Source organism: Alkalilimnicola sp. S0819 (assembly GCF_009295635.1).
In the GTDB taxonomy this organism is placed as follows: domain Bacteria; phylum Pseudomonadota; class Gammaproteobacteria; order Nitrococcales; family WHIW01; genus S0819.
The window spans coordinates 1-23,225 of record NZ_WHIW01000017.1 but is presented as its reverse complement, the minus strand read 5'-3'; the positions used below and the strand labels follow the sequence as shown (position 1 = coordinate 23,225).

General features: G+C 66.3%; 22 protein-coding genes. 16 read left to right on the top strand and 6 right to left on the bottom strand.

Features of this window, described 5'->3' with window-relative positions:
• Nucleotides 1–30: 30 nt before the first annotated feature.
• A complete protein-coding gene (locus GBG68_RS12515) occupies nt 31–825 on the bottom strand; it encodes an inner membrane protein YpjD (RefSeq protein ID WP_152147866.1) in 795 nt (264 codons plus the stop codon).
• A gap of 144 nt (nt 826–969) precedes the next feature.
• Here GBG68_RS12515 and ffh point away from each other — a divergent pair, with 144 nt between their 5' ends.
• The 6 genes from ffh (at nt 970) to GBG68_RS12485 (ending at nt 5,302) form a co-directional block, all read left to right on the top strand.
• Nucleotides 970–2,334, top strand: a complete 1,365-nt coding sequence (gene ffh, locus GBG68_RS12510; RefSeq protein WP_152147864.1) for a signal recognition particle protein — start codon at nt 970–972, stop codon at nt 2,332–2,334.
• 110 nt (nt 2,335–2,444) lie between these two features.
• Nucleotides 2,445–2,714, top strand: coding sequence for a 30S ribosomal protein S16 (rpsP, locus tag GBG68_RS12505; protein WP_152147863.1), 270 nt, complete (start codon nt 2,445–2,447; stop codon nt 2,712–2,714).
• 16 nt (nt 2,715–2,730) lie between these two features.
• Complete coding sequence (gene rimM, locus GBG68_RS12500) at nt 2,731–3,237, top strand: ribosome maturation factor RimM (RefSeq protein WP_152147861.1); 507 nt, start codon at nt 2,731–2,733, stop codon at nt 3,235–3,237.
• A complete protein-coding gene (gene trmD, locus GBG68_RS12495; protein WP_152147859.1) occupies nt 3,237–4,004 on the top strand; it encodes a tRNA (guanosine(37)-N1)-methyltransferase TrmD in 768 nt (255 codons plus the stop codon). Before rimM ends, trmD begins: the two co-directional genes overlap by 1 nt.
• Nucleotides 4,005–4,009: 5 nt before the next feature.
• Nucleotides 4,010–4,363 (top strand): 50S ribosomal protein L19, encoded by a 354-nt coding sequence (gene rplS, locus GBG68_RS12490; RefSeq protein ID WP_152147857.1) that lies wholly within the window; start codon nt 4,010–4,012, stop codon nt 4,361–4,363.
• Between the two features lie 138 nt (nt 4,364–4,501).
• Nucleotides 4,502–5,302 carry an alpha/beta fold hydrolase gene (locus GBG68_RS12485; protein WP_193222332.1) on the top strand — a complete coding sequence of 267 codons (801 nt, stop codon included), beginning with the start codon at nt 4,502–4,504 and terminating at the stop codon, nt 5,300–5,302.
• 21 nt (nt 5,303–5,323) lie between these two features.
• On the opposite strand, the gene GBG68_RS12480 is transcribed toward GBG68_RS12485, so the two are convergent.
• From GBG68_RS12480 to GBG68_RS14200, 3 genes are all read right to left on the bottom strand, one after another.
• On the bottom strand, nt 5,324–9,223 hold the full coding sequence (locus tag GBG68_RS12480; protein ID WP_152147853.1) for a BTAD domain-containing putative transcriptional regulator: 3,900 nt from the start codon (nt 9,221–9,223) through the stop codon (nt 5,324–5,326).
• A gap of 72 nt (nt 9,224–9,295) precedes the next feature.
• Complete coding sequence (gene serB / locus GBG68_RS12475) at nt 9,296–10,507, bottom strand: phosphoserine phosphatase SerB (RefSeq protein ID WP_152147851.1); 1,212 nt, start codon at nt 10,505–10,507, stop codon at nt 9,296–9,298.
• 88 nt (nt 10,508–10,595) lie between these two features.
• On the bottom strand, nt 10,596–10,754 hold the full coding sequence (locus GBG68_RS14200; RefSeq protein WP_193222331.1) for a hypothetical protein: 159 nt from the start codon (nt 10,752–10,754) through the stop codon (nt 10,596–10,598).
• A gap of 110 nt (nt 10,755–10,864) precedes the next feature.
• Between GBG68_RS14200 and ilvB the strand changes: the two genes are divergently transcribed.
• The 6 genes from ilvB (at nt 10,865) to minE (ending at nt 17,497) form a co-directional block, all read left to right on the top strand.
• Entirely contained in the window at nt 10,865–12,709 is a 1,845-nt protein-coding gene (ilvB, locus tag GBG68_RS12470) for a biosynthetic-type acetolactate synthase large subunit (RefSeq protein WP_152147849.1), read from the top strand.
• A gap of 472 nt (nt 12,710–13,181) precedes the next feature.
• Nucleotides 13,182–13,652, top strand: a complete 471-nt coding sequence (locus GBG68_RS12465) for a methylated-DNA--[protein]-cysteine S-methyltransferase (RefSeq protein ID WP_152147847.1) — start codon at nt 13,182–13,184, stop codon at nt 13,650–13,652.
• A 12-nt stretch (nt 13,653–13,664) separates the two neighbouring features.
• The gene (gene htpG, locus GBG68_RS12460) at nt 13,665–15,530 is read left to right on the top strand and encodes a molecular chaperone HtpG (RefSeq protein WP_152147845.1); all 1,866 of its coding nucleotides are present in this window, start codon (nt 13,665–13,667) and stop codon (nt 15,528–15,530) included.
• Nucleotides 15,531–15,677: 147 nt separating this feature from the next.
• A complete protein-coding gene (gene minC / locus GBG68_RS12455; RefSeq protein WP_152147843.1) occupies nt 15,678–16,397 on the top strand; it encodes a septum site-determining protein MinC in 720 nt (239 codons plus the stop codon).
• Nucleotides 16,398–16,413: 16 nt separating this feature from the next.
• Entirely contained in the window at nt 16,414–17,223 is an 810-nt protein-coding gene (gene minD / locus GBG68_RS12450; protein WP_152147841.1) for a septum site-determining protein MinD, read from the top strand.
• Nucleotides 17,224–17,227: 4 nt separating this feature from the next.
• Nucleotides 17,228–17,497: a cell division topological specificity factor MinE gene (gene minE / locus GBG68_RS12445; RefSeq protein WP_152147839.1), complete on the top strand. Its 270-nt coding sequence runs from the start codon at nt 17,228–17,230 to the stop codon at nt 17,495–17,497.
• 76 nt (nt 17,498–17,573) lie between these two features.
• On the opposite strand, the gene GBG68_RS12440 is transcribed toward minE, so the two are convergent.
• Both GBG68_RS12440 and gloB read right to left on the bottom strand, forming a co-directional pair.
• Nucleotides 17,574–19,169, bottom strand: coding sequence for a LysM peptidoglycan-binding domain-containing protein (locus GBG68_RS12440; RefSeq protein ID WP_152147837.1), 1,596 nt, complete (start codon nt 19,167–19,169; stop codon nt 17,574–17,576).
• A gap of 47 nt (nt 19,170–19,216) precedes the next feature.
• Nucleotides 19,217–19,981, bottom strand: coding sequence for a hydroxyacylglutathione hydrolase (gene gloB / locus GBG68_RS12435; protein ID WP_152147835.1), 765 nt, complete (start codon nt 19,979–19,981; stop codon nt 19,217–19,219).
• Between the two features lie 140 nt (nt 19,982–20,121).
• Between gloB and GBG68_RS12430 the strand changes: the two genes are divergently transcribed.
• Genes GBG68_RS12430 through GBG68_RS12415 form a run of 4 tightly spaced genes read left to right on the top strand, consistent with a single transcriptional unit; the run spans nt 20,122 to nt 22,705 of the window.
• The gene (locus GBG68_RS12430; RefSeq protein WP_193222330.1) at nt 20,122–20,880 is read left to right on the top strand and encodes a class I SAM-dependent methyltransferase; all 759 of its coding nucleotides are present in this window, start codon (nt 20,122–20,124) and stop codon (nt 20,878–20,880) included.
• Nucleotides 20,834–21,277: a ribonuclease HI gene (gene rnhA, locus GBG68_RS12425; RefSeq protein ID WP_152147830.1), complete on the top strand. Its 444-nt coding sequence runs from the start codon at nt 20,834–20,836 to the stop codon at nt 21,275–21,277. Before GBG68_RS12430 ends, rnhA begins: the two co-directional genes overlap by 47 nt.
• A 17-nt stretch (nt 21,278–21,294) precedes the next feature.
• Nucleotides 21,295–22,011: a DNA polymerase III subunit epsilon gene (gene dnaQ, locus GBG68_RS12420; protein WP_152147828.1), complete on the top strand. Its 717-nt coding sequence runs from the start codon at nt 21,295–21,297 to the stop codon at nt 22,009–22,011.
• Between the two features lies 1 nt (nt 22,012).
• The gene (locus GBG68_RS12415; RefSeq protein WP_152147826.1) at nt 22,013–22,705 is read left to right on the top strand and encodes an HAD family hydrolase; all 693 of its coding nucleotides are present in this window, start codon (nt 22,013–22,015) and stop codon (nt 22,703–22,705) included.
• Nucleotides 22,706–23,225 lie beyond the last annotated feature (520 nt).

The window sequence follows — 23,225 nt, the reverse complement described above, 5'->3', positions numbered from 1 at the left end:
TCTCTGGGTGGCTGGAAATCGCGGAGTGAATCAGTGGCCGAGCAGGTACTGCAAGACCAGCTTGCTGCCGAAGTAGGCGAGCATCAAGGCAATGAAGCCGCCGATCGTCCAGCGTGCCGCCAGCCGGCCGCGCCAGCCGAAGCGGCGCCGGCCCCACAGCAGAATGCCAAACAGCAGCCAGGCGACGATGGAGAGCACGGTCTTGTGGGCCACGTGCTGGGCGAACATGTCCTCCAGAAACACGAAGCCCGTGAGCAGCGACAGGCTGAGCAGCACAAAACCCAGGTGCAGCAGCTGGAACAGCAGCTGCTCCATGACTTGCAGGGGCGGCAGCAGGCGCGCCAGCCCACCCGGGTGCTTGTGACGCAAACGGTGTTCCTGCCACGCGAGCATCAGCGCCTGCAAGGCGGCGATGGCGAGCACGCCGTAGGCAAGCACCGAGCAGAGCACATGGGCGGCCAGCCCATCGGCGATGGGGCGCCCCGCGCCGCCGCCGGGGAGCAGGCTGGCGAGCAGCGTGAGCGCCGCCAGGGGCATGACGAATATCCCCAGGTTTTCACTGGGTGCGCGCAGCGCCGTGAGCAGCACCACCGCGGCCATGATCGCCGCCACCAGCGAGGCGGCGTCGAAAAAGCCCAGCCGCAGCCCCTCGCCTTGCGAGGCCAGCAGATAGGCCACCGTCAGGTGGCCCAGCACCGCCGCGAGCCCCAGCCCCAGGCTGATGGCGCGGGCCCGGGGCCCACGCCGGGCAACGAACCAGGCTAAACCGCTGCCGCTGGCCAGATAGAGGTTGAGCACGATAATACTGATGAGTACGTGTGGCATCCGATCCCGATGATGGCCAGCTGAGGCACGTTCGGATCATCGCACAGGGCTTCGCGCTATTGAAGCGGGGCTGTGCAGCAGCGGGCCGCCGGCTTCGTTATACTGCCGGGTCTTTCGAGTACATCTAGCGAGCGAGTCGCCTTCATGTTCGACAATCTCAGCGATCGCCTGGACGGCATAGTCAAGAGCCTGCGTGGTCAGGCCCGTCTCACCGAGGACAACATCAAGGATACCCTGCGCGAAGTGCGCATGGCCCTGTTGGAAGCCGATGTGGCGCTGCCGGTGGTGCGTGAATTCGTCGCCCAGGTGCGCGAGCGGGCGCTGGGCGAGGAGGTGAGGAAGAGCCTCACGCCCGGCCAGGCGCTGGTGAAGATCGTCCGCGACGAGCTGGTGCGGGTGATGGGCGAGGCCAACGACGCCTTGAACCTCGCCACCCGGCCGCCCGCGGTGGTGATGATGGCCGGCCTGCAGGGCTCGGGCAAGACCACCAGCGTGGGCAAGCTCGCCCGCTGGCTGAAGGAGCGCGAGAAGAAGAAGGTCATGGTGGTGAGCTGTGACGTCTACCGCCCGGCCGCCATTGACCAGCTCCAGACACTGGCCACCGAGGTGGGGGTGGAGTTCTTCCCCAGCACCGCGGATCAGGACCCGGTGGCCATCGCCGAGGCGGCTCTGGAGCATGCCCGTACCCGTTTTATCGACGTGCTGCTGGTGGATACCGCCGGGCGCCTGCATGTGGACGAGGTGCTGATGGAGGAGGCCCGCCGCCTCAATGCCGCGGTGGAGCCGGTGGAGACGCTGTTCGTGGTGGACAGCATGACCGGCCAGGACGCGGTGAACACCGCCAAGGCCTTCGACGAAGCCCTGCCGCTTACCGGCGTGATCCTCACCAAGACCGACGGTGACGCCCGCGGCGGCGCGGCGCTCTCCATTCGCCATGTCACCGGCAAGCCCATCAAGTTCCTGGGCGTGGGTGAGCGCAGCACCGCGCTTGAGCCCTTCCACCCGGACCGGGTGGCCTCGCGCATCCTCGGCATGGGCGATGTGCTCAGCCTGGTCGAGGAGGTGGAGAGCAAGGTCGATCGCCAGCAGGCCGAGAAGCTCGCCCAGAAGATGAAGAAGGGCAAGGGCTTCGATCTGGAAGATTTCCGCGATCAGATGCAGCAGATCGGCAAGCTTGGCGGCATGGGCGGGCTGCTGGACAAGTTGCCCGGCATGGGGAAGCTGCCCGATGAGGTGAAATCCCAGGTCAACGACAAGCAGGTGGGCCGGCTCATCGCCATCGTCAACTCCATGACTCCGAAAGAGCGCCAGCGCCCGGACGTCATCAATGGCTCGCGCAAGCGCCGCATCGCCGCCGGTTCCGGGGTGCAGGTTCAGGACGTCAACCGTTTGCTGAAGCAATTCAAGCAGATGCAGAAGATGATGAAGCAATTCAAGAAGGGCGGCATGAAAAAAATGATGCGCCAGATGGGCGGCGGCGGCGGCCTGCCCCCGGGTATGGGCTTCTAGACGCTTGACGAGTCTTCACATTCACCGTCAAACCAGTACAATGCGCGGTTTCATCAGCCCGGCTGCCGGTTTGGCATACAGGCAGGTTTCCTCAAGGGGTATTTGATCGCATGGTAACGATTCGACTGGCTCGTGGTGGTTCGAAGAAGCGCCCGTTCTATCAGGTGGTGGTGACGGACAGCCGCAACGCCCGCGACGGCCGCTTCATCGAGCGCCTGGGTTACTTCAACGCCGTGGCCAGTGGCCAGGACGTGCCGCTGAAGCTGGACCTGGAGCGCGTGAACTACTGGATCGGCCAGGGTGCGCAGCCCAGTGAGCGCGTCGCCCAGCTGATCAAGCAGGCGCAGGCCGCCGGCGCGGAGAACGAAGCCGCCGCGTAAGCGACGGTAGGGCAGCGTGGAGGATCGGCGCTGGCTGACCCTGGGCCGTATTTCCGGCCTTTACGGCGTGCGCGGCTGGGTGAAGGTGCATTCCTACACCGACCCGCGCGAGAATCTGCTGGACTACCCGCAGTGGTGGATCCAGTTGCGCGGTGAAGAGCAGCGCATTGAACTTGAGCAGGGCCGCCCGCAGGGCAAGACCCTGGTGGTCAAGCTCCAGGGCGTGGACGATCGCGAACAGGCACGCCTGTACATGGGCGTCGACATTCGTGTTCCCCGCGAGCAGCTGCCGGCAGCGGCCGCCGACGAGTACTACTGGACCGATCTGGAAGGTCTGCGGGTGCTGACCGTGGATGGTCAGGATCTGGGTCGGGTCGACCACCTCATCGAGACCGGCGCCAACGACGTGCTGGTGGTGCGAGGGGAGCGGGAGCGCCTGATCCCTTTCCTGCTCGATCAGGTGGTGAAGCGGGTGGACCTGCAAGCGGGCCGCCTGGAGGTGGACTGGGACCCGGAGTTCTGATGCGCGTCGATGTGCTGACCCTGTTTCCCGAACTGGTGGAAACGGTGGGGCGCCACGGCGTGACCGGCAGGGCCTGCGAGGCGGGCTTGTTGGAGCTGGTCTGCTGGAACCCGCGGGACTATACCCTGGACCGGCACCGTACGGTGGATGACCGGCCCTACGGCGGCGGGCCCGGCATGGTGATGAAGTACCAGCCGCTGGCCGACGCCATTGACGCGGCCCGGGCGGCGAGCCCCGAGCCGGTGCGGGTCGCCTACCTCAGCCCCCAGGGGCGACGCCTGGACCAGGCAGCCTGCGAGGAACTGGCGGGGCGGGCGAGATTGTTGTTGGTCTGCGGCCGCTACGAGGGCGTCGACGAGCGTTTGATCGAATCGCGGGTGGACGAGGAATGGTCCATTGGCGATTACGTGCTCAGCGGTGGCGAGCTGGGTGCGATGGTGATGATCGATGCGGTCAGCCGGCTGCTGCCGGGTGTGCTGGGCCACGATCAGTCTGCCGCGCAGGACTCCTTCACGGACGGCCTGCTGGATTGCCCGCACTACACCCGGCCGGAGCAGGTGTTGGAGCGATCGGTACCGCAGGTGCTGCTCAGCGGGGATCACCAGGCCATTGCGCGCTGGCGGCGCCAACAGCAGCTGGGGCGGACCTGGCAGCGCAGGCCGGAGTTGATACGGCGAGAGACGTTGACCGACAGCGATCGGCGTTTGCTCGATGAATTCATTACGGAACGCCGCGCCCGAGAGGGCCCGGGAGAACGGGAAGGGTAGGAGCTATGAGCAACATTATCGAGCAGCTCGAGAAAGAGCAGTTGGAAGCCAGCAAGCATGAGGTGCCGGAGTTCGGCGCCGGTGACACCGTGGTGGTGCAGGTGCGGGTCCGTGAGGGTAGCCGCGAGCGTCTGCAGGCTTTCGAAGGTGTGGTGATCGCCAAGCGTAACCGCGGCCTGAACTCCTCCTTCACCGTGCGCAAGGTCTCCCATGGCGAGGGTGTGGAGCGTGTGTTCCAGACGCACAGCCCGCTGATCGAGAGCATCACCGTGAAGCGTCGTGGCGATGTGCGCCGCGCCAAGCTCTATTACCTGCGTGAGCGCAGCGGCAAGTCCGCCCGCATCAAGGAAAAGGTGTAAGGCCCACGGGCCTTGCGGGAAAAGGCGGCGGCGGCCGCCTTTTTTTTGCCCGGTCGTTTTCCGCCGGGGCAAACTCTGCTATTGATGCCATACACAATAAACAGGCTCACGCGAGCCGCATTCGCTTCGAGGGGAACCATGGCTTTGGAACAAAAGAAGATCAACGGCCTGCTGGTGGATCATGCGCCGGGCGACGGCCAGAAGCTGCTTTTCGTGCACGGCGCCAGCGCGGGCTCCTGGAACTGGGAAACCTTTCTGCACCATTTCGCCGGGCTTGGTTATGACTGCTACGCCATGAACCTGCGCGGTCACCCGCCCAATCCCGAGCTCGATAATCTGGGCGCCCTGAGCCTGAACGACTATGCCGCCGATGTGCGCGGCGTGATTGCCGAGCTGGGCGGCGAGCCGGTATTGATCGGCCACTCCATGGGCGGTGCCATCGCCCAGATGGTGGCCACGGACACGCCCTTGAAGGCGCTGGTTATGGCCAGTTCGGCGCCGGTGGCGGGGGTGAAGTTCCAGAATCCGCCGTTCAACATCTGGTTTCTACTGCACATCTTCAAATCCCTGCCCGCGATGATTCGCAAGAAGCCCCTGAAGCCCGGCTTCAAGGTGAGCAAGAGCGCGGTGCTGAACCGGGTGGAAGCCGAGCGTCAGCGGGCGGTGTTCGACAAGATGGTGCCGGAATCGGCGGTGGCCGGTGTGGAAGTGCTCAAGGGCGAAGTGTCCGCGGACCTGACCGGTTCGAGCATCCCGCGCCTCGTCATCAGCGGCACTGACGATCATACCTCGGTGATTGCCATGGAGCGGGAGATTGCCCAGCAGCAGGGCGCTGACCTGATCGAGCTACAGGGGCATGGGCATATGTTCATGCTGGAGCCGGGCTGGGAGCAGTGCGCCGAGAAGCTGCACGAGTGGTTCCGGGCCAAGGGTATCTGAGTCGGTGGCCTTGCTGGCGGTTCAGGAATGAGCCGCCAGCAGGGCCTGTGCCGCTTCCCATTCCTTCCAGTTCCGGCGCTGCCAGTCGGCGTTCTGCCGCTTCAGACGGGCCAACAGTTCGCCGGTGAGCCGTTCCGCCTCTTCCTCCGCGCCCCAGGCGCGTAGATGCTCGGCCAGCGACACCGTGGCCCGCAGTTCAAAGGCCGAAGCCCCCTGTGCCCGGGCGATGCTCATCGCGCGGCCCAGGGCCTGCAGGCCGGCCTCGGTGTGCGATGATTGCCCCCCGGCCAGCAGCAGCGCGCCCTTCAGGCGGTGCAGCTCCGCTTCATGCAGGCGCGCATCGTGGCGTTCCACCCAGGCCAGCGCCTTGTCGACGATTTCCAACCCCTGGGCGGTGCGGCCGGCCCGCAAACAGGTGTCCGCCCACAGGGCCAGGGCGTAGGGGCGTCCCATGGCGGCGCCGAGGCGGTCGTACTCGGCGAAGGCTTCGTTGAGTCTATCCAGGCTGGCGGGTTGCTCTGTCAGCTCCGCTTTCGCCTTGTCCCGCATGATAGCCCCCCAGCTGTTCCACAGCGGTATCAGATGCTTGTCCGCCAGGTATCCCAGTTCTTCGGCCAATTCCAGGGTGTGGGTGGGGTTCTCGTCCAGCTCGCTGATGATCAGGGCGATGTTCAGGCACCAGCCCAGGGTGGAGGGGTGGGCTGCCTCCCGGGCCATGCGCAGCGCCTCGGCCGTGCGCTGGCGCGCCACTTCCGGTGCGCCGTGCAGCCAGTCGATGATTGCCAAGAGCGAAAAGGCGGCAAGGCCCGGGTCTATTCCGTAATGCTGGGAAAGGCCGCCATGGGCGGCCGGATCATAGAGGGTGAGGGCGCCTTGCAGGCGTTCGGCGGCATCCCCCAGACGGCCCCGCAGCAATAGCGTGGTACCCAGGGTACGCTGGGCCTCGATGAGCTGTTCGGGCGCCGTGCCGGCGTCCTCCAGCAGCTGGCGTGCCAGTTGTTCTGCGGTGTGGTAGTCCCCCTGGCCCGCGTAGTAGGTGTAGAGCCCGCGCCGGGCGGGGAAGAGCTCCTGTTCATCGCCCAGGGATTCGCTCAGCTCCAGGGCGCGCGCATAGCTTTGTTCGATCTCCGGCACCGGGCCGGCGCAGAGCATCAACGGGACGCCCAGCGCGATGCGCAGGTCGAACTCCCGCCGCGTCCGGTCGCCGTCCTCCGGGAGGCGCTCCAGCAGGGCGAGGCCTCGACGCAGATGGCTGACTGCCTCGTTATAGGCGTACAGTGCCGCGGCCTGGTGGCCGGCCCGCAGCCAGTAATCCACGGCTTGCTCGAACAGCGCTGCCTCGGTGTAGTGGTGCGCCAGCCACTCCGGCGGCGGGGCACGATCGGCGCGGGACTGATCCTCCAGTGCTTCCGCGGCCAATTGGTGCATGACCTGGCGGTGCCGGCGCAGCAGGGATTCATAGGCCACTTCCTGGATCAGCGCGTGGCGGAAGCCGTAGATGCGCTCGCCGGTGTCCTCGCGCAGGTACAGCAGTTCCGCTTCCAGCAGCCGATTCAGCTCCAGCTCCAGCGCGGTTTCGTCCATGTCGACGACTTCCGCGAGCAGGGCGTGGGGGAATTCGCGCCCCAGCACCGCGCCCCACTGGGCCACCCCCTTGGCGGTGCCCAGGCGGTCCAGGCGCGCCATGAGGGAGTCTTGCAGGGTGAAGGGCAGGGCGACGCTGGGAGAAGGGCCGCTCAGCTCGAAGCGGTGATGGGTCTCGCGCAGCAGGTCCGATTCCAGCAGGGTCTTGGTGAGCTCCTCCACGAACAGCGGCACGCCGTCGGTGCGGGTGACGATCTCGTCCACCACCAGTTCGGGCAGGTCCTTGTGCCGAGCGAGTGCGGCCACCAGTCGCCGGACCTCCTGGGTCGGCAAGGGGTCCAGGATCAGCCGCCGGCAGTGGCCGGACTTGAGCCAGGACGGGCTGTGTCCGGGGCGCGCGGTGAGGATCATCAGTATGGCGTGGTCCTTGCTGGCGGCGGCCAGTTGCTTGATCAGCTCCAGGGTGGAGGGGTCCGCCCAATGCAGATCCTCGACGATCCACAGCAGCGGTTTCTGGCGGCTACTGTGGCGTTGCAGCTGTGCCAGGAGGTTCAGGGTCTGCTGCTGATGATGCAGGCCCTGCTCGCCGGCGGCTTCCGCGTCCGGATGGAGTTGCAACAGATCGCCGAGGGTGCGCAGCGCGGTGTCGTCATACAGGTCCAGGCGTTGGAGGGCTTCGGCGAGTTTCTCCCGACGCTGTCGCTGGCTGTCGCGGGCCTTGAAACCACAGATCTGGTTGAGCAATTCGATGACCGGGTGCAGGGCGCTGCTCTGGTAGTCGGGGAAGCAGCGCAACAGCCTCAGGTGATGGGGCTGCTCAGCGATACGCTGGCGGAATGCCTGCAGCAGCCGGGACTTGCCAATGCCGCTATCCCCCTCGAGCAGCAGCACCTGGCCCTGTCCTCGGCGGGTGTTATCCCAAAGCCCCAGCAGTTGCGCGAGCTCTTTTTCTCGGCCGATGAAGTTGCCCTGATCGGCGTAGAAGTCGCCGCGCTCGTCCAGGTCCGGGCTGATCGCCGCCTCTAGGCGGAAGCCGGGCAGGGCGGCGCGGATTTCCTCGGCTGGTGGCAGTTGCCGGCGATGGAGGCGGAAATGGGCGCGCACCAGGCGTTCGGTGTCGGCGCTCACCAGGATCTCGTTCGCCTCGGCCAGGAAGCGCAGCTGCATGGCCGCGTTCAGGGGCGTGCCGATGAGATCCGCCGGCAGGTCGGCCTCCGCTTCGGCGGTCACCATCAGGCCGGTGTGGGCGCCGGTGCGTAGTTGCAACTCGCAGCGCTGGCGCTCGGCGAGTTGGCGGACTTCCTCCTGCAGGCGCAGCGCGGCGTAGAGGGCGCGGCGGGCGTCGTCGCCCTGAGCGTGGGGGAAGCCGAAGAACAGGATGCGCGCGCCGCCGTGGCTGTCCGCCTGATGGGCCTGGAAGCGCTGGGCGACTTCATCACAGCGTTTCTTGAAGGCGCGCACGATCTCGACGAAGTCCTCCGGATCCATGGCCGGTGGTTCGCTGAGCGCGCAATAGAGCACCGTCACCTGGCGGCGCCCGGCCGCTTCGGCGCTGCGGCGGCTCTCCATCGGCTCTCGGCGGAAATCGCCGCCGGCAATCTGCTGGTGCAGGCGTTGGGTGCTGGGTTCGGGCTCCGCACCCAGCTCCTCGGCCAGTTGTTCCACGCACTGCTGGTACTGCGCCAGCGCGGCATGGCGCTGGCCGCTGCGGGCCAGCAGCCGCATCAGTTGGGCGTGAGCCGGCTCGTGCCAGGGCTCCAGCGCGAGTTGCTGGCGGCAGACCTCCATGGCCGCGGCGAGCTCGCCCATGGATTCCCGGTGTTCCGCCAGCGCGCTCAATTGCGAGAGGGCGTGCAGGCGGAATTGCTCGGCGCGAGCTTCCTGCCATTGCTCGAAATCGGGGTTGTCGGGCAGGTGAAAGCCATCGAGGAAGTGCCCCTGGTAGAGGCTGGCGGCTTTCTCCAGCCAGGGCAGATCGCGCGACGAGGCGCTGTTGCCCGCCGCGCAGGCCTGAAAGGCGAGCACGTCCACGAAGCAATCGCCGTCGGGGTTGAAGCGGATGCTGTTGCGATCCACTTCCAGCAGCGGCTGAGGGCGCTCCCGGTCGTCCAGCGCCGTGCGCAGGCGCGACAGGGCCTGGCGCAGATTGCGTCGAGCGACCTCTTCGCTCTCGTAGGGCCAGAGCAGCTCGGCGAGCACCTCCCGTCGGTGGCCCTTGTTCGGTTCCACGGCCAGGTAGGCGAGCAGGGCGCGCACATGGTCGTAGATACCGCTGAGCGCTCGCTCATCGACCAGGGCGCGAAAACCGCCGAACAAATACAGGGACAGGCGCGACATGCCCTAAAGAGTCGCAGCTACTGACTAGCTTGTCATTGTGCTGTGCGGCAGTGGTCGGCGGGCCGCAGGTTCTCAGGCCGGGGTGTCGGTGTCCTTTATCCCCATCAGGTACAGAATGCCGTCCAGCCCCAGAGTGGAGATGGACTGGCGGGCGTTGCGCTGGACTACCGGCTTGGCGCGGAAGGCGATGCCGAGGCCCGCAATCCGCAGCATGGGCAGATCGTTGGCGCCGTCGCCCACGGCCACCACCTGGTCCAGGTTAAGGCATTCCCGGGCGGCGATCTCGCGCACCAGTTCGGCCTTGCGCGGGCCGTCCACTATGGTGCCGGTTACCTGCCCGGTGAGCTTGCCATCGACGATCTCCAGCTCGTTGGCGTGGACGTAATCGATGCCCAGCTTGCGCTGCAGGTACTGGCCGAAATAGGTGAAACCGCCGGAGATCAGCGCCGTCTTGTAGCCGAAAGCCTTCAGGGTGGTGATCAGGCGCTCGGCGCCTTCGGTGAGCTGCAGGCGCTCGGCCACGTGCGCCAGTACCGAGGCGTCCAGGCCTTCGAGCAGGGCAACGCGGCGGCGCAGACTCTCGCGAAAATCCAGTTCCCCCTGCATGGCCAGTTCGGTGACGGCCTTGACCTCGGCGCCCACCCCGGCGAACTCGGCCAGTTCGTCGATCACTTCCTGCTGGATCAGGGTGGAGTCCATGTCGAAGGCCACCAGGCGGCGATTACGCCGGTAAACCGTGTCCTCCTGGAAGCTGATGTCGATGTCCAGCTCGCCGGAGACTTCCAGAAAGGCTTCCTTCATCTCGTCCAGGTCCAGGGGCTGGCCGCGTACCGTCAGCTCCACACAGGCGCGCGGGGCCTCGTCGCCGTTCAGCGAGCGGCGCCCGGACAGGCGCAGGATGTCCTCGATGTTCAGCGCATTATCGCTGATGACCCGGGCGACCCGTGCCATCTGCTCGGCGGTGATCCGCCGGCCCAGCAGGGTGATGATGTAGCGCGGCTTGCCCTGGCCGCGGACCCAGTCCTCGTAGTGTTCAGTGGAGATGGGCGTGAACCGCACGTGCATGCCCATGTGATGCACATGGAAGAGTACGTCCTTCAGCACCGGCGAGAGCTTGTCCTGGTCGGGGATGGCCAGCAGCATGCCCAGCGAAAGCGTGTCATGGATCATGGCCTGGCCTATGTCCAGCACGTCCACGTTGTACTCGGCCAGGATGGACATGAGAGAGGAGGTGAGTCCGGGCTTGTCCTGGCCGGAGACGTTGACGAGGATGACTTCGCTCATCGACTGGATCCCTTTGGGGTGCTGGCTGAAAGTGGCGCCATTGTATGACATCGGGCGCGAGCGTGCTTGCGCTGGGAGCGGTCAGCGGTTATCTTTGCTGCACTGCAATACGAACAAGGCCGTATTTGCCGGAATACGGCGCCAGATTGGGGTCGGCGGATTTTCGGGACTCTGTGTTGATGCTCTCCTCCGCCATCTGCAGCGACTCGCCGTCGGCCCCAACCTTTTCCCTGCTTGCGGCGGTCATGCCGGGATTTCATCCGCTCCTCCCTTGTGCCCCTTTCCCGGCCACCCGTATCATGTCCGGTTCACGGAACAGCGCCGGCACCGCGGCGCCTCAACAGTATCGAGACAGTCATGAGCAACGAGATCGCGCGTAAACACCCCTTGGCCGGTACCCGCATGAGCGGCGCCGACGTCATCATCCAGGTTCTGGCCGATGAGGGTGTAGATACCGTATTCGGCTACAGCGGCGGCGCGATCCTCCCGACCTACGACGCCATTTTCCGCTACAACGAAGGCAAGGGCGAGCAGCCCGAGGAGCAGGTCAAGCTCATCGTGCCCGCCAACGAGCAGGGCGCGGGCTTCATGGCGGCGGGATATGCCCGGGCCAGCGGCAAGGTGGGCGTGTTCATGGTGACCTCCGGGCCCGGCGCCACCAATACGGTCACCCCCATCCGTGACTGCATGGCCGATTCCATTCCCGTGGTGGCCCTGACCGGCCAGGTGGGCACGTCGGCCATGGGGACCGACGCCTTCCAGGAAGCGCCTATCGTCAACATCATGGGCAGCTGCGCCAAGCACGTCTTCCTGGTTACCGATCCGAGCAAGCTGGAGGCGACCATCCGCACCGCCTTCGAAGTCGCGCGCAGCGGTCGGCCGGGGCCGGTGGTGGTGGATCTGCCCAAGGACGTGCAGAACTGGATCGGCGAGTACCAGGGCGAGGGCCTGCTGGAGATTCGCGGCTACCGCCAGCGCATGGAATCCCTGCGCGCCGCCAAGCTTTCCGAGCGCAAGTGCCGCCAGTTCTTCGATATGCTGCAGCGCTCCAGCCGGCCACTGATCTACGCCGGCGGCGGTGTGATCAGCGGTGAGGCGGCGCGGGAGCTGCGGGAGTTCTCCGAGACCTGGCAGATTCCCGTGGTGACCACGCTGATGGGCCTGGGCGCGGTGGACACCACCAGCGACTTGTCGCTGCATATGCTGGGCATGCACGGCGCGGCCTTCGCCAATTATGCGGTGGAGGACTGTGATTTCCTGATCGCGGTGGGCGCGCGCTTCGATGACCGGGTCGCCGCTCGTGCCGAGCAGTTTGCCCCGCTGGCCGAGCACGTGGCTCACATCGACATCGACGCGGCCGAGATCGGCAAGGTGAAGATGGTGGACTGGGCCCATGTGGGCGAGGCCGGGCGTAGCCTGCGCCAGCTCATCGACTACGGCCGCGAACAGCGCATCGACATTGAGCACGCGCCCTGGGTGGAACACGTGCGCGCGCTCAAGCAGCGCCATGCCTGGAACTACGACCGGGAGAGCGACCTGATTCAGCCCCATTACGTGATCGAGGAGCTGAACAAGCTCACCGACGGGCGCGCCATCATCGCCACCGGTGTGGGCCAGCACCAGATGTGGGCGGCTCAGTACTTCGATTTCCGCGAGCCGCGGCTGTGGCTGACCTCCGGCTCCATGGGCACCATGGGCTTCGGTCTGCCGGCGGCCATCGGTGCGGCCTTCGCCTGCCCGGACAAGATCGTCATCGATGTGGACGGCGACGGTTCCATCCGCATGAACCTGGGCGAGATGGAGACGGTGACCACCTATGACCTGCCGGTGAAGGTGCTGTTGCTGAACAACCTGGGCGACGGCATGGTGCGTCAGTGGCAGAAACTCTACTTCGAGGACCGGTTCTCGGGCTCCGACAAGTCCTTGCACCGCAAGGACTTCGTCAAGGCGGCGGAGAGCGACGGCTTCCCCTTCGTGCGACGCGTCAGTGACAAGGCGGAGCTGGTTTCGGCGCTGAAGGACTTCGTGGAAGCCAAGGGGCCGGCGTTCCTGGAAGTGATGATCGACGCGGATGCCGGGGTATACCCGATGGTCGGCCCCGGGATGACCTACAAGCAGATGGTCACCGGCGATCATATCGCCTCCCGGGATGAGGGCGCCGAGCGAGAGAAAGTGCGGCTGGATCAGAGCAGCGCTTTCTAGGCTTCGCCTTGGCGCCGTTGCCGGTCGGGGTGCTCGGCCGGGGTTCGGTGGCGAATCCCCGCCCCTCGATTGGCCCCCGGGCAGCGCCCGGGGGTCGCCCTTTGCTCCTTGGTCGTGGCGGCGCTGGGCGAACTCGCGACGCCAGCGAATCCGCTCACTAAGCACTCCGCCGGTTTCCGCCCGGCCCCTGGGCGTTGCGCTGCATCGACGCCCGTTCCGAATCGCCGCCACCACGGAAGCCCATGTGTCGGTGCGACAGTCACCCCCAAGCCGCGGACGCGCCACGGTGTCAGGGTCAATGCCGTGAAAAGGGGAACAGGGCGCCTCTCTCTTCAGTCGCTCAATCGAGCGGCGGGCACCGACACCCCTGCGCCTGCTCTCGCGCTGTCCGGCCAGGCGAAGCAGGGGAGTTCCCGCTAATCCACGAAGAACCTATAATTTTCCGCCTCAGCAATGGCGGGAGTGCCGTGTCATGAGCCGTGATGTCTTCTGCCTGAACAGCCCCGTGGGCAGGCTAGGGATCGTTTGTGATGCCGGGCAGGTATCGCGGGTGATCCTGCGCTGCGGGGAACCCGTGTCCGGGCCGCGCAGTGAGTTGGGGCGTGAACTTGCCCGGCAGTTGGCGCGCTGGTTCGAGGAGCCGGGGGCAGGCTTTCAGCTGCCGCTGGCGCCGGCGACGACGGCGCATCAACAACGGGTGCGGGAAGCGCTGTGCGCGATACCGCCCGGCGAGGTGCGCGAGTACGGAGCGCTGGCCCGGCTGCTGGGCAGTGGGCCCCGGGCGATAGGCGGCGCCTGTGCCCGTAATCCGGTGCCCGTGTTGGTGCCCTGCCATCGGGTGGTGGCGCGCACGGGCCTGGGTGGTTTCACCGGCGAGGGCGGCGGCGAGGCGCTGGTCATCAAGCGTTGGCTGCTGGCCCATGAAGGTTATCAAGTACATTGAGGGAGTGATTTCATGAGTGTGCACGCGGAAAAGGAAAACCTGGAATTCCAGACCGAGGTTCAGCAACTGCTGAAGCTGATGATCCACTCGCTGTACAGCAACAGCGAGATCTTTCTTCGGGAGCTGGTCTCCAATGCCTCGGACGCGGCGGACAAGCTGCGTTTCGAGGCGCTGCAGAACGAGGCCCTGTACGAGGGCGAGTCGGAGCTGGCCATCCGGCTGCGGGTGGACAAGGAAGCCCGCACCCTGCACATCCGCGATAACGGCATCGGCATGAGTCGCGACGAGGTGGTGGAGAATCTGGGCACCATCGCCCATTCCGGCACCCGGCGTTTTCTGGAGCAACTCTCCGGTGATCAGGCGAAGGACGCCCAGCTGATCGGCCAGTTCGGGGTGGGTTTCTACTCCGCCTTCATCGTCGCCGACCGGGTGACGGTGCTGACCCGCAAGGCGGGGCTTCCCGCAGAACAGGGGGTGCGCTGGGAGTCCGATGGGCAGGGCGGTTTCACGGTAGAGAACGTCGAGCGTTCGCACCGTGGCACCGAGGTGATCCTGCACCTGAATGCCGAACAGGACGAGTTCCTGGAGCCGCACCGGCTGCGCCACATCATCCGCACCTACTCGGATCATATCGCCATCCCGGTGCTCCTTGCCGATGAAGAGGGCAAGGAGGAGGCGGCCAACAGCGCCTCGGCGCTGTGGATGCGCCCCAAGAACGAGATCAGCGACGAGGAATACCAGGAGTTCTACAAGCACGTCGCCCATGATTTCGAAGCGCCGCTGCGTTGGGTGCACAACAAGGTAGAGGGCAATCTCAGCTACACCTCGCTGCTGTATCTGCCCCGGCGCGCCCCCTTCGATCTGTTCGACCGGGAGCGTCGTCACGGCATCAAGCTCTATGTACGCCGGGTGTTCATCATGGATGACACCGAGCAGCTGATGCCCGGTTACCTGCGTTTCGTGCGCGGGGTGGTGGACTCCGATGACCTGCCCCTGAACGTCTCCCGCGAGTTGCTGCAGCACAACCGGGTGCTGGACAAGATCCGCGGCGCCTCGGTCAAGCGGGTGCTGGACCTGCTCGAGCGCATGGCCGACAAGGAGCCCGAGGAGTACGCCGCGTTCTGGGAAGGCTTCGGGCGGGTGCTCAAGGAAGGCCCGGCGGAGGACCCGGCCAACCGCGAGCGCATTGCGAAACTGCTGCGCTTTGCGTCCACCCACAGCGGCGAGCCCGCCGAGACCGTCTCTCTGGATGCGTACATCGCGCGTATGAAGGAAGGGCAGAAGCACATCTATTACGTCAATGCGGACGGCTTCAAGGCGGCCGCCCACAGCCCGCACCTGGAAGTGTTTCGCAAGCAGGGCATCGAGGTGCTGTTGCTCAGCGAGCCGGTGGACGAGTGGCTGGTGGCCCACCTGCATGAGTACCAGGGCAAGAGCCTGCAGTCGGTGGCCAAGGGCGATCTGGATCTGGACGAGCTGGGCGAGGAGGAGAAGAAGCAGGCCGAGCAGCAGGCCGGGGAATTCCAGCCTCTGCTGGACAAGCTCGGCGAGGCGCTGGGCGAGCGGGTAGAGGCCGTGCGCCTGAGCCGCCGGCTCACCGAATCGCCGGCCTGCCTGGTGGTCAGCGAGCACGATATGGGCCTCGGGATGCAGAAGCTGTTCAAGGCCGCCGGCCACGACATGCCCATGGCGAAGCCCAGCCTGGAGCTGAACCCGCAGCACGCCTTGATTCAGCGCCTGCGGGAACCGGAGCAGGTGGAGGCTTTCGAGGACTGGGCGCTGCTGCTGTTCGAGCAGGCGCAGCTCGCCGAAGGGGGCGCGCTGGAAGATCCCGCGGGCTTCGTACGGCGTATGAACAGCCTGCTCAGCGCCGGTTGACGAGCCGATTTGCCGCAATGCGGCATAGGACCCTTGATCAGGCCCCGGCCCGCAGGCTATAAAGGGCCCGGCACCCCCTCCCGTTGTGGAGGGGGTGCGTGTTTACGGCCCCGTGCCGTGCTCTCCGCAATAAAAGAACAGAGATTTATGGCCGCCAGTCCACACGCCAACGCCGCCCAGCCCGCCTTCGAACTGAAAGGGCGCATGCTGACGGTGTCCGTGCTGCGGGTGTTGCAGGCGGAGTTGGAGCCCTTGCTCGTCCAGCTCGATGAGAAGCTGGCCACCGCCCCGGGGTTCTTCCGTGGCCTGCCGGTGATCCTTGACCTGGAGGCGGCCATGCCCGCCGAGGCCCTCGGCAAGCTGCTGACGGCTCTGCGCCAGCGAGAATTGGTACCCATGGGGGTCAGGGGCGGGAACCCGGCGGTGGAGGCCGCCGCTCGGGAAGCCGGCGTGGGTATTTTCCCACGCCTGGACGGGGCCGCAGCGCCCCGTGCGCCCGAACCCGCCGCTGCGCCGGCGCCCGCCGAGCAGCCGGGCGCGGCAATGGTGGTCGCCCAGCCGGTGCGTTCCGGCCAGCAGGTCTACGCCAAGGGGCGAGATCTGGTCGTGCTCGCCCCGGTGCAGGCCGGCGCCGAAGTGCTGGCCGATGGGCATATTCATGTCTACGGGCCCTTGCGCGGCCGGGCGCTCGCCGGCGTGCGGGGCGATACGACGGCGCGCATCTTCTGCCAGAGCCTGGAGGCCGAGCTGGTCTCGGTGGCCGGCAGTTATCAGATCAGCGAACACATCAGCGAACAGGAACGTGGCCGCGCGGTGCAGATTTCCCTGCACGGCGAGGAACTGCGCATACAGGCCCTGCAGGGCTGACAGGAGGGATCAAGCAGTGGCACGAATCATCGTCATTACCTCGGGCAAGGGCGGGGTGGGCAAGACCACCAGCAGCGCGGCTATCGCCACCGGGCTGGCCAAGGCCGGCCATCGCACCGTGGTCATCGATTTCGACGTGGGCCTGCGCAATCTGGACCTGATCATGGGGTGCGAGCGCCGGGTGGTGTATGACTTCGTCAACGTCATCAGCGGCGATGCCAACCTCAATCAGGCCCTGATCAAGGACAAGCGCGTGGACGGGCTGTTCATCCTGCCCGCCTCCCAGACCCGGGACAAGGACGCGCTCACCCTGGAAGGGGTTGAGCAAGTGATCAAGGAACTGTCCAAGGAGTTTGATTACATCGTCTGCGACTCGCCGGCGGGCATCGAGCGGGGCGCCATGCATGCCGCCTATCTCGCCGACGAGGCCATTGTGGTCACCAACCCGGAAGTCTCCTCGGTGCGAGATTCAGACCGCATCCTGGGGATACTGCAGAGCAAGACACGCCGGGCCGAGAACGGCGAGGAGCCGGTGCGGGAGCACCTGCTGTTGACCCGTTACTCCCCCGAGCGGGTGGATCGCGGCGAGATGCTGAGCGTGGACGATGTACAGGAGATCCTGGCCATCCCGCTGCTGGGCGTGATTCCCGAATCCCAGGCCGTGCTCAATGCGTCCAACGCTGGTGTGCCGGTGATTCTGGAGCAGCAGAGCGATGCCGGCCAGGCCTACGATGACGCCGTGGCCCGCTTCCTCGGTGAGGATCGCCCCCATCGCTTTCTCACCGCGGCCAGGAAAGGCCTGCTCGGGCGCATCTTCGGAGGCTGAAGCCATGAGTTTCTTCAATTATTTCCGCAGCCAGAAGCAGCGCAGCGCCAGTGTCGCCAAGGAACGCTTGCAGATCATCGTCGCCCACGAACGCTCCACCCGGGGCGGACCGGATTACCTGCCCATGCTCCAGGAGGAGTTGCTGGAGGTGATCCGCAAGTATGTGCAGGTGGGTCGCGATGCGGTGAAGATGCAGATCGACAAGGACGGCGATTGCGAGGTGCTGGAGCTGAACATCATGCTTCCGGAAGAGGAACTGAAGAAGGCGCGCTGAGAGCGCCTTCTGCTGCGGGAGCGGCCAAAGTCCGCTCCCCTAATCGGATACGGTGCCAGGGTGGCGCCTACCTCGCCTAGCCCCCCTGTCGGGTCACATCCACGTGCAGCACCAGCCGCTGGCCGGGCTGCAGGTACTTCCCGTTGAGCGCGTTCCAGCTGCGCAGCTGCTTGACGCTGACACTGAACTTTCGCGCGATCAGATACAGCGAATCCCCCGAGCGCACCGTGTAATGTATGCGCTGGGTGCGGGAGGCCGGGCCGCCGGCGCTCGATCCGCCCTTCTTCCAAAGTACCAGCCGCTGGCCCGGGCGCAGGGTGTCCCGGGGTGAGAGGCCGTTCCAGGCGGCCAGCCGGTCCACGCTCACGCCATGCTGACGGGCGATTTTCCAGAAGCTGTCCCCTCGACGAACCAGGACTTCCATGCGCTGCCCGGCGCGATCCGCCTGCTGCAAGCGTACCCGGCGCTGGCTGGCGCTGAGCACGTAGCTATCGGCGCCCTGGCGGGCGGTGGGCACGAGCAGATAGGCGCCGGCACGGATGATGTGGCCATTGAGCTGGTTCGCCTGCCGGAGCACGGTACTGGTGGTCCGGTACTGCCGGGCAATGTGGCTCAGCGTCTCGCCCGGGTTTACCCGGTGGCGGGTCCACTGCACGCGCCCCTCGGCGGGCTGTTCGGCCCAGGCCTGACGGAAACGATCGGCATGCTCCGCCGGCAGCACCAGATAATGGGGGCCTTCCGGGTCGGTGGCCCAGCGGTTGAAGCCCGGGTTGAGCCGGTAGATTTCCTCCAGGCTGAGCTGCGCCATCTCCGCGGCCAGCGCCAGATCGATCTGCCCATCGATCTCCACCACTTCGATATAGGGCTCGTCCGGCAGGGAATGCAGGCTCAGGTCGTGGGCGGCGGGATTGCGGACGATTTCACGCAGTGCCAGCAGCCGCGGCACATAGGCACGGGTTTCCCGGGGCAGGGGCAGGCTGAAGTAGTCGGTGGGCTTGCCGGCGGCGGCGTTACGCCGGATGGCGCCGCGCACCGTACCCTGGCCGGCGTTATAGGCGGCCAGGGCCAGGGCCCAGTCGCCGAACAGGCCGTGCAGATGGTCCAGATAATTCAACGCCGCCCGGGTGGAGGCGATCACATCCCGGCGTCCGTCGTACCACCAGGTCTGCTTCAATCCGTAGTGTCGCCCGGTGGCGGGTATGAACTGCCACAGCCCCGCCGCCCGACCCGGGGAATAGGCAAAGGGCCGAAAGGCGCTTTCGACGATCGGCAACAGAGCCAGGTCCAGGGGCATGTCCCGCGCTTCCAGCTCCTCGAGGATGAAATACAGATAGGGCTCGGCGCGCTCGGCCACCCGGTCGAAGTAGCCCTGTTTGCCGCTGAAGGCGCGCAGTTCCTGCGCGATGCGCGGATGGCTCAGCTCCGGCAGCTCGAAACCGCGGCGCATGCGCTCCCAAAGGTCCACCGGTGCGGGTGGCGGCGGAGGCGTGGCGGCGACGGTGAGCGCGTCCTCCGCGCTGGCCTGTACCAGGGGCGGTTCCTGCGGCGTGTCGTGGGCGGCCCGCGGGCTCGGGGTGGGCCCCGGTTCAGTGGTGGGCTGCTGCGGTATCAGGCCGCAGGCGCTCAGGCTCAGGCCCAGCGCGAGGAGCAGGCACAGGCGGGTGGCGCCCATGGGCGTTCTCCTTGATTCCTTATGATGTTTATCGTGTCAGGGCCGCGTCAGCCCCTGTCCTTCCAGGCCCGCACGGCGGCGAAAACCTGCGCCGGCGATGATAAACCATGACCGGCCTGCTCTCCCGCGCGCCGGATCACAGCCGCCTCCGTCACCCGCAGGAAGGGGTTGGTCTGCAATTCCACGCCCAGGGTGCTCGGCAGGGTGATTTCGTCGCGCTCCCGCTGGGCCTGCACGTGCGCCAGGCGTTGTTGCAGTGCCGGGTTCTCTGGTTCCACCTTCAGCGCGAAGCGCAGATTCGCCAGGGTGTACTCATGGGCGCAGTAGACCCGAGTGGAGGCGGGCAGGGCCGCCAGCTTTTGCAGAGAGGCGTGCATCTGCTCCGGGCTGCCTTCGAACAGGCGCCCACAGCCACCGGCGAAGAGGGTATCGCCGCAGAACAGCATGCCTTCGGCGTAGTAGGCGATATGCCCCAGGGTGTGGCCGGGCACCTCCAGAACCTGCAGGCTGATCTCGGGGGCTAGCAGGGCCACCTTGTCGCCCTCGGCCAGGGCGATGCTCCGCCCGGGGATGTTCTCGGCGCCAGGGCCATACACGGGGACCGCACCCTGCGCGAGCAGCTCGGCGATGCCGCCCACATGGTCTGGATGATGATGGGTGATGAGTATCGCGCTGAGCTCTACGCCCCGCTCGTTCAGCCAGCGCATCACCGGCGCGGCATCGCCGGGATCCACCACCGCGGCCTTTTCTCCGTCATGCAGGGCCCAGATATAGTTGTCCGAGAAGGCGGGTATGGGCTCTATGCGTAACATGGCAAGCGGTGCTCCTGGCTGCGTGGCGCACGAATGACCCAATGCTAACGGCTTTATGGGGGCGGACAAAGCCTCCGGTAGTATCGGGCCGGGGTGCGGGCTATGCTGGCCGCAGCTCCAAACCGCAGGTACCGCGAGCGATGCAAGCGCTGCATGATTGGTTTCATACACCGCTGGGCCGGCTGCTTCTGGATCAGGAGCAGGCGGCGGTGCGCGAAGCCCTGCGCGGGGTCTACCTGCAGCGGGTGCTGCAACTGGGGCACCTGGGCGCCGGCCGCCCGCTGCTGGCCGATGACGCGCTCCGTCGGCTTTACCGTGGAGTGGGCCCGCAGGGAGGCGTGGGGGATCTGTTGGTGGACCAGGACGAACTGCCGTTCCAGACATCCAGTCTGGATGCGGTGATCCTGGTGCACGAACTGGATTACAACCCCCAGCCCCATCAACTGCTGCGTGAAGTGAACCGCATCCTGGCACCGGAGGGGCGCCTGCTGGTGTTGGGCTTCAATCCCTGGAGCCTCTGGGGCCTGTCCCGTTACTGGGTACAGGGGGAGGATCTGCCGGCGGCCGCTCAGCACGTGTCCGTGCGGCGCCTGCAGGACTGGTTCTCATTGCTGGGGCTCACCCCGCTCGCCACCGAGCGCCTGTTGTTCCGTCCGCCCTGGCAGAACCCGCGGCTGCAGCACTGGCTGCGGGTGCTGGACCGGTATGGCCCGCGGCTGCTGCCCTGGGCGGGGGGGGCGTATCTTTGCAGCGCGCAAAAACGGCTGCGGGGTGTTACCGTGCTCCGCCCCAAGTGGAAAAAACCCAAACTGGTACCCGGACTGGCGCAGCCGGTCCCACGGAGCGCCTTGCATGGCTCAGCGAGTGGAAATCTACACCGACGGCGCCTGCCGCGGTAACCCCGGCCCCGGCGGATGGGGCGCCCTGTTGCGATACGGTGACGTGGAAAAGGAACTGTTCGGCGGCGAGTCGCAGACCACCAACAACCGCATGGAGCTGATGGCGGCCATTCAGGCGCTGGAGTCCCTGCGCCGGCCCTGTCAGGTGATACTCACCACCGACTCCCAGTACGTGCGCAAGGGTATCACCGAGTGGCTGGTCAACTGGAAACGCCGGGGCTGGAAGACGGCGGCCAAGAAACCGGTGAAGAACGAGGACCTGTGGCGTCGGCTGGATGAGGCCTGTGCCCGCCACGAGATCGATTGGCGGTGGGTGAAGGGCCACAGCGGTCACGCCGAGAACGAGCGGGCGGATCAGTTGGCCAATCGTGGCATAGACGAGCTGAGCACCGCCTGACGGAGTATGAGCGCGCCATGAGACAGATCGTACTGGATACCGAAACCACCGGCCTGGAGGCCTCCCAGGGGCATCGCATCATCGAGATCGGTTGCGTGGAACTGGAGCGTCGCCGCCTCACCGGGCGCAACTTCCACGTTTACCTGCAGCCCGACCGGGAGATCGATGCCGGCGCCATCGAGGTGCACGGCATCACCAACGAGTTCCTCGCCGACAAGCCCCGTTTCGCCGATGTGGTGGAGGAATTCCTCACCTTCGTGCGTGGGGCGGAGCTGGTGATTCACAACGCCCCCTTCGATGTGGGCTTCCTCGATCACGAGCTGCGGCGGTGGCGCCCGAACGCCGAGCCGATCAAGGCCATTTGCGGCATCGTCGATACCCTGGTCATGGCCCGGCGCCTGCACCCCGGTCAGCGCAATACCCTGGATGCGCTGTGCAAGCGCTACGGCATCGACAACGCCCACCGCACCCTGCATGGCGCGCTGTTGGACGCCGAGATCCTGGCGGATGTCTACCTGGGCATGACCGGTGGCCAGGTGAGTCTGTCGCTGGGCGGTGAGGACGCCGGCGCCGATGGCGGACAGGCCGGGCGCATACAGCGGCTGCCGGCCGACCGCCCAGCGCTGAAAGTACTACAGGCGGGGGATGAGGAACGCCAGGCTCACGAGGCCTGGCTGGATCGCCTGGAGCAGGGCGGATCTTGCCTGTGGCGCAGGGAATCGGAGCAGGCCTGAGATGCATTTGCGCGCGGTGAGTTTCGATCTGGATCACACCCTGTGGGGCCTGGAGGGGGTGTTGCCCCGCGCCGAGGCCCGCGGGCACGAGTGGCTGCGGACTCATTACCCGGATGCGGCCGCCCGCTACAGTCCCGAGCAGCTCACCGCCATCCGTCAGGAGCTACTTCGGAGCCGGCCCGAGCTGCGCCATCATGTGAGCGAGCTGCGCAAGGCGGTCTATCGCGAGGTGGCCCGGGCCTGCGGCTACGGAGAGGCTCTGGTGGAGGGCGCCTTCGAGGCCTTCCTGCAAGCGCGCCACGAGATCACGCTCTATCCCGAAGCCAAACCCCTGCTGGACAGCCTGCGCGGGCGTTACCGCCTGGGGGTGATGACCAACGGCAATGCCAATGTTCATCGCCTGGGCCTGGGGCATTACTTCGATTTCGTGGTGGCCGCCATCGATGTGGGCGCCGCCAAGCCTGATCGGCTGATCTTCGAGGCTGCCTGCCACCGGGCGGGGGTGCCGGCGAGCCAGATGGTGCATATCGGTGACGAGCCGGAAAGCGATGTCATCGGCGCGGCGGGCTACGGCATGCGGGCGGTGTGGTTGAACCAGGAGGGGCGAGACTGGCCCCGGGATCTGGAGCCGGTGCCCCATGTGGAGGTGAGAAGCCTGGCGGAATTCGGCGAGTGGCTTGCGGGGGAGCCCTGAGCTTTGTGAAGCCGTTTGCCGTCGCGCTTTAGCGGGAAAGTGGCGTCTTAGAGAGCGGGCCCTATGACGAGGCTTGTAGCACTGGTGCGGGTTCCGGGTCGGGTGCGGCCTGGGGCGGCCCACGATTTGGCCCGGCTACGCCGGGCTTCCCTGCGCTTCTCGCCGGAAAGGGGCGGGTTGCAAACTCGCTACGCTCAAACAGGCAACCCGCTTTTTCCCTTTCCGGCTGCGATGCTCGGCTGCATCGACGGCCGCCCCAGGCCGCACCCGACCCGCAACCCAATCTGTCGGCGCAAGCTCCATCCCGAAAGCCGGGACAGATACCCTCGTATCGGTGCCATGTCGCAAAGCGTAAGCGCGGCCCCTCTTGGCGCGGGCCATCTTGGCGCAGACCCTGGGGCGGGTACGGCCGGCGGCGGCCCACGATTTGGCACCGGGCTGCGCCCGGCGCTCCCCTGCGCTTCTCGCCGGAAGGGGGCGAGCAGCAAACTCGCTACGCTCAGACAAGCTGCTCGCTGAT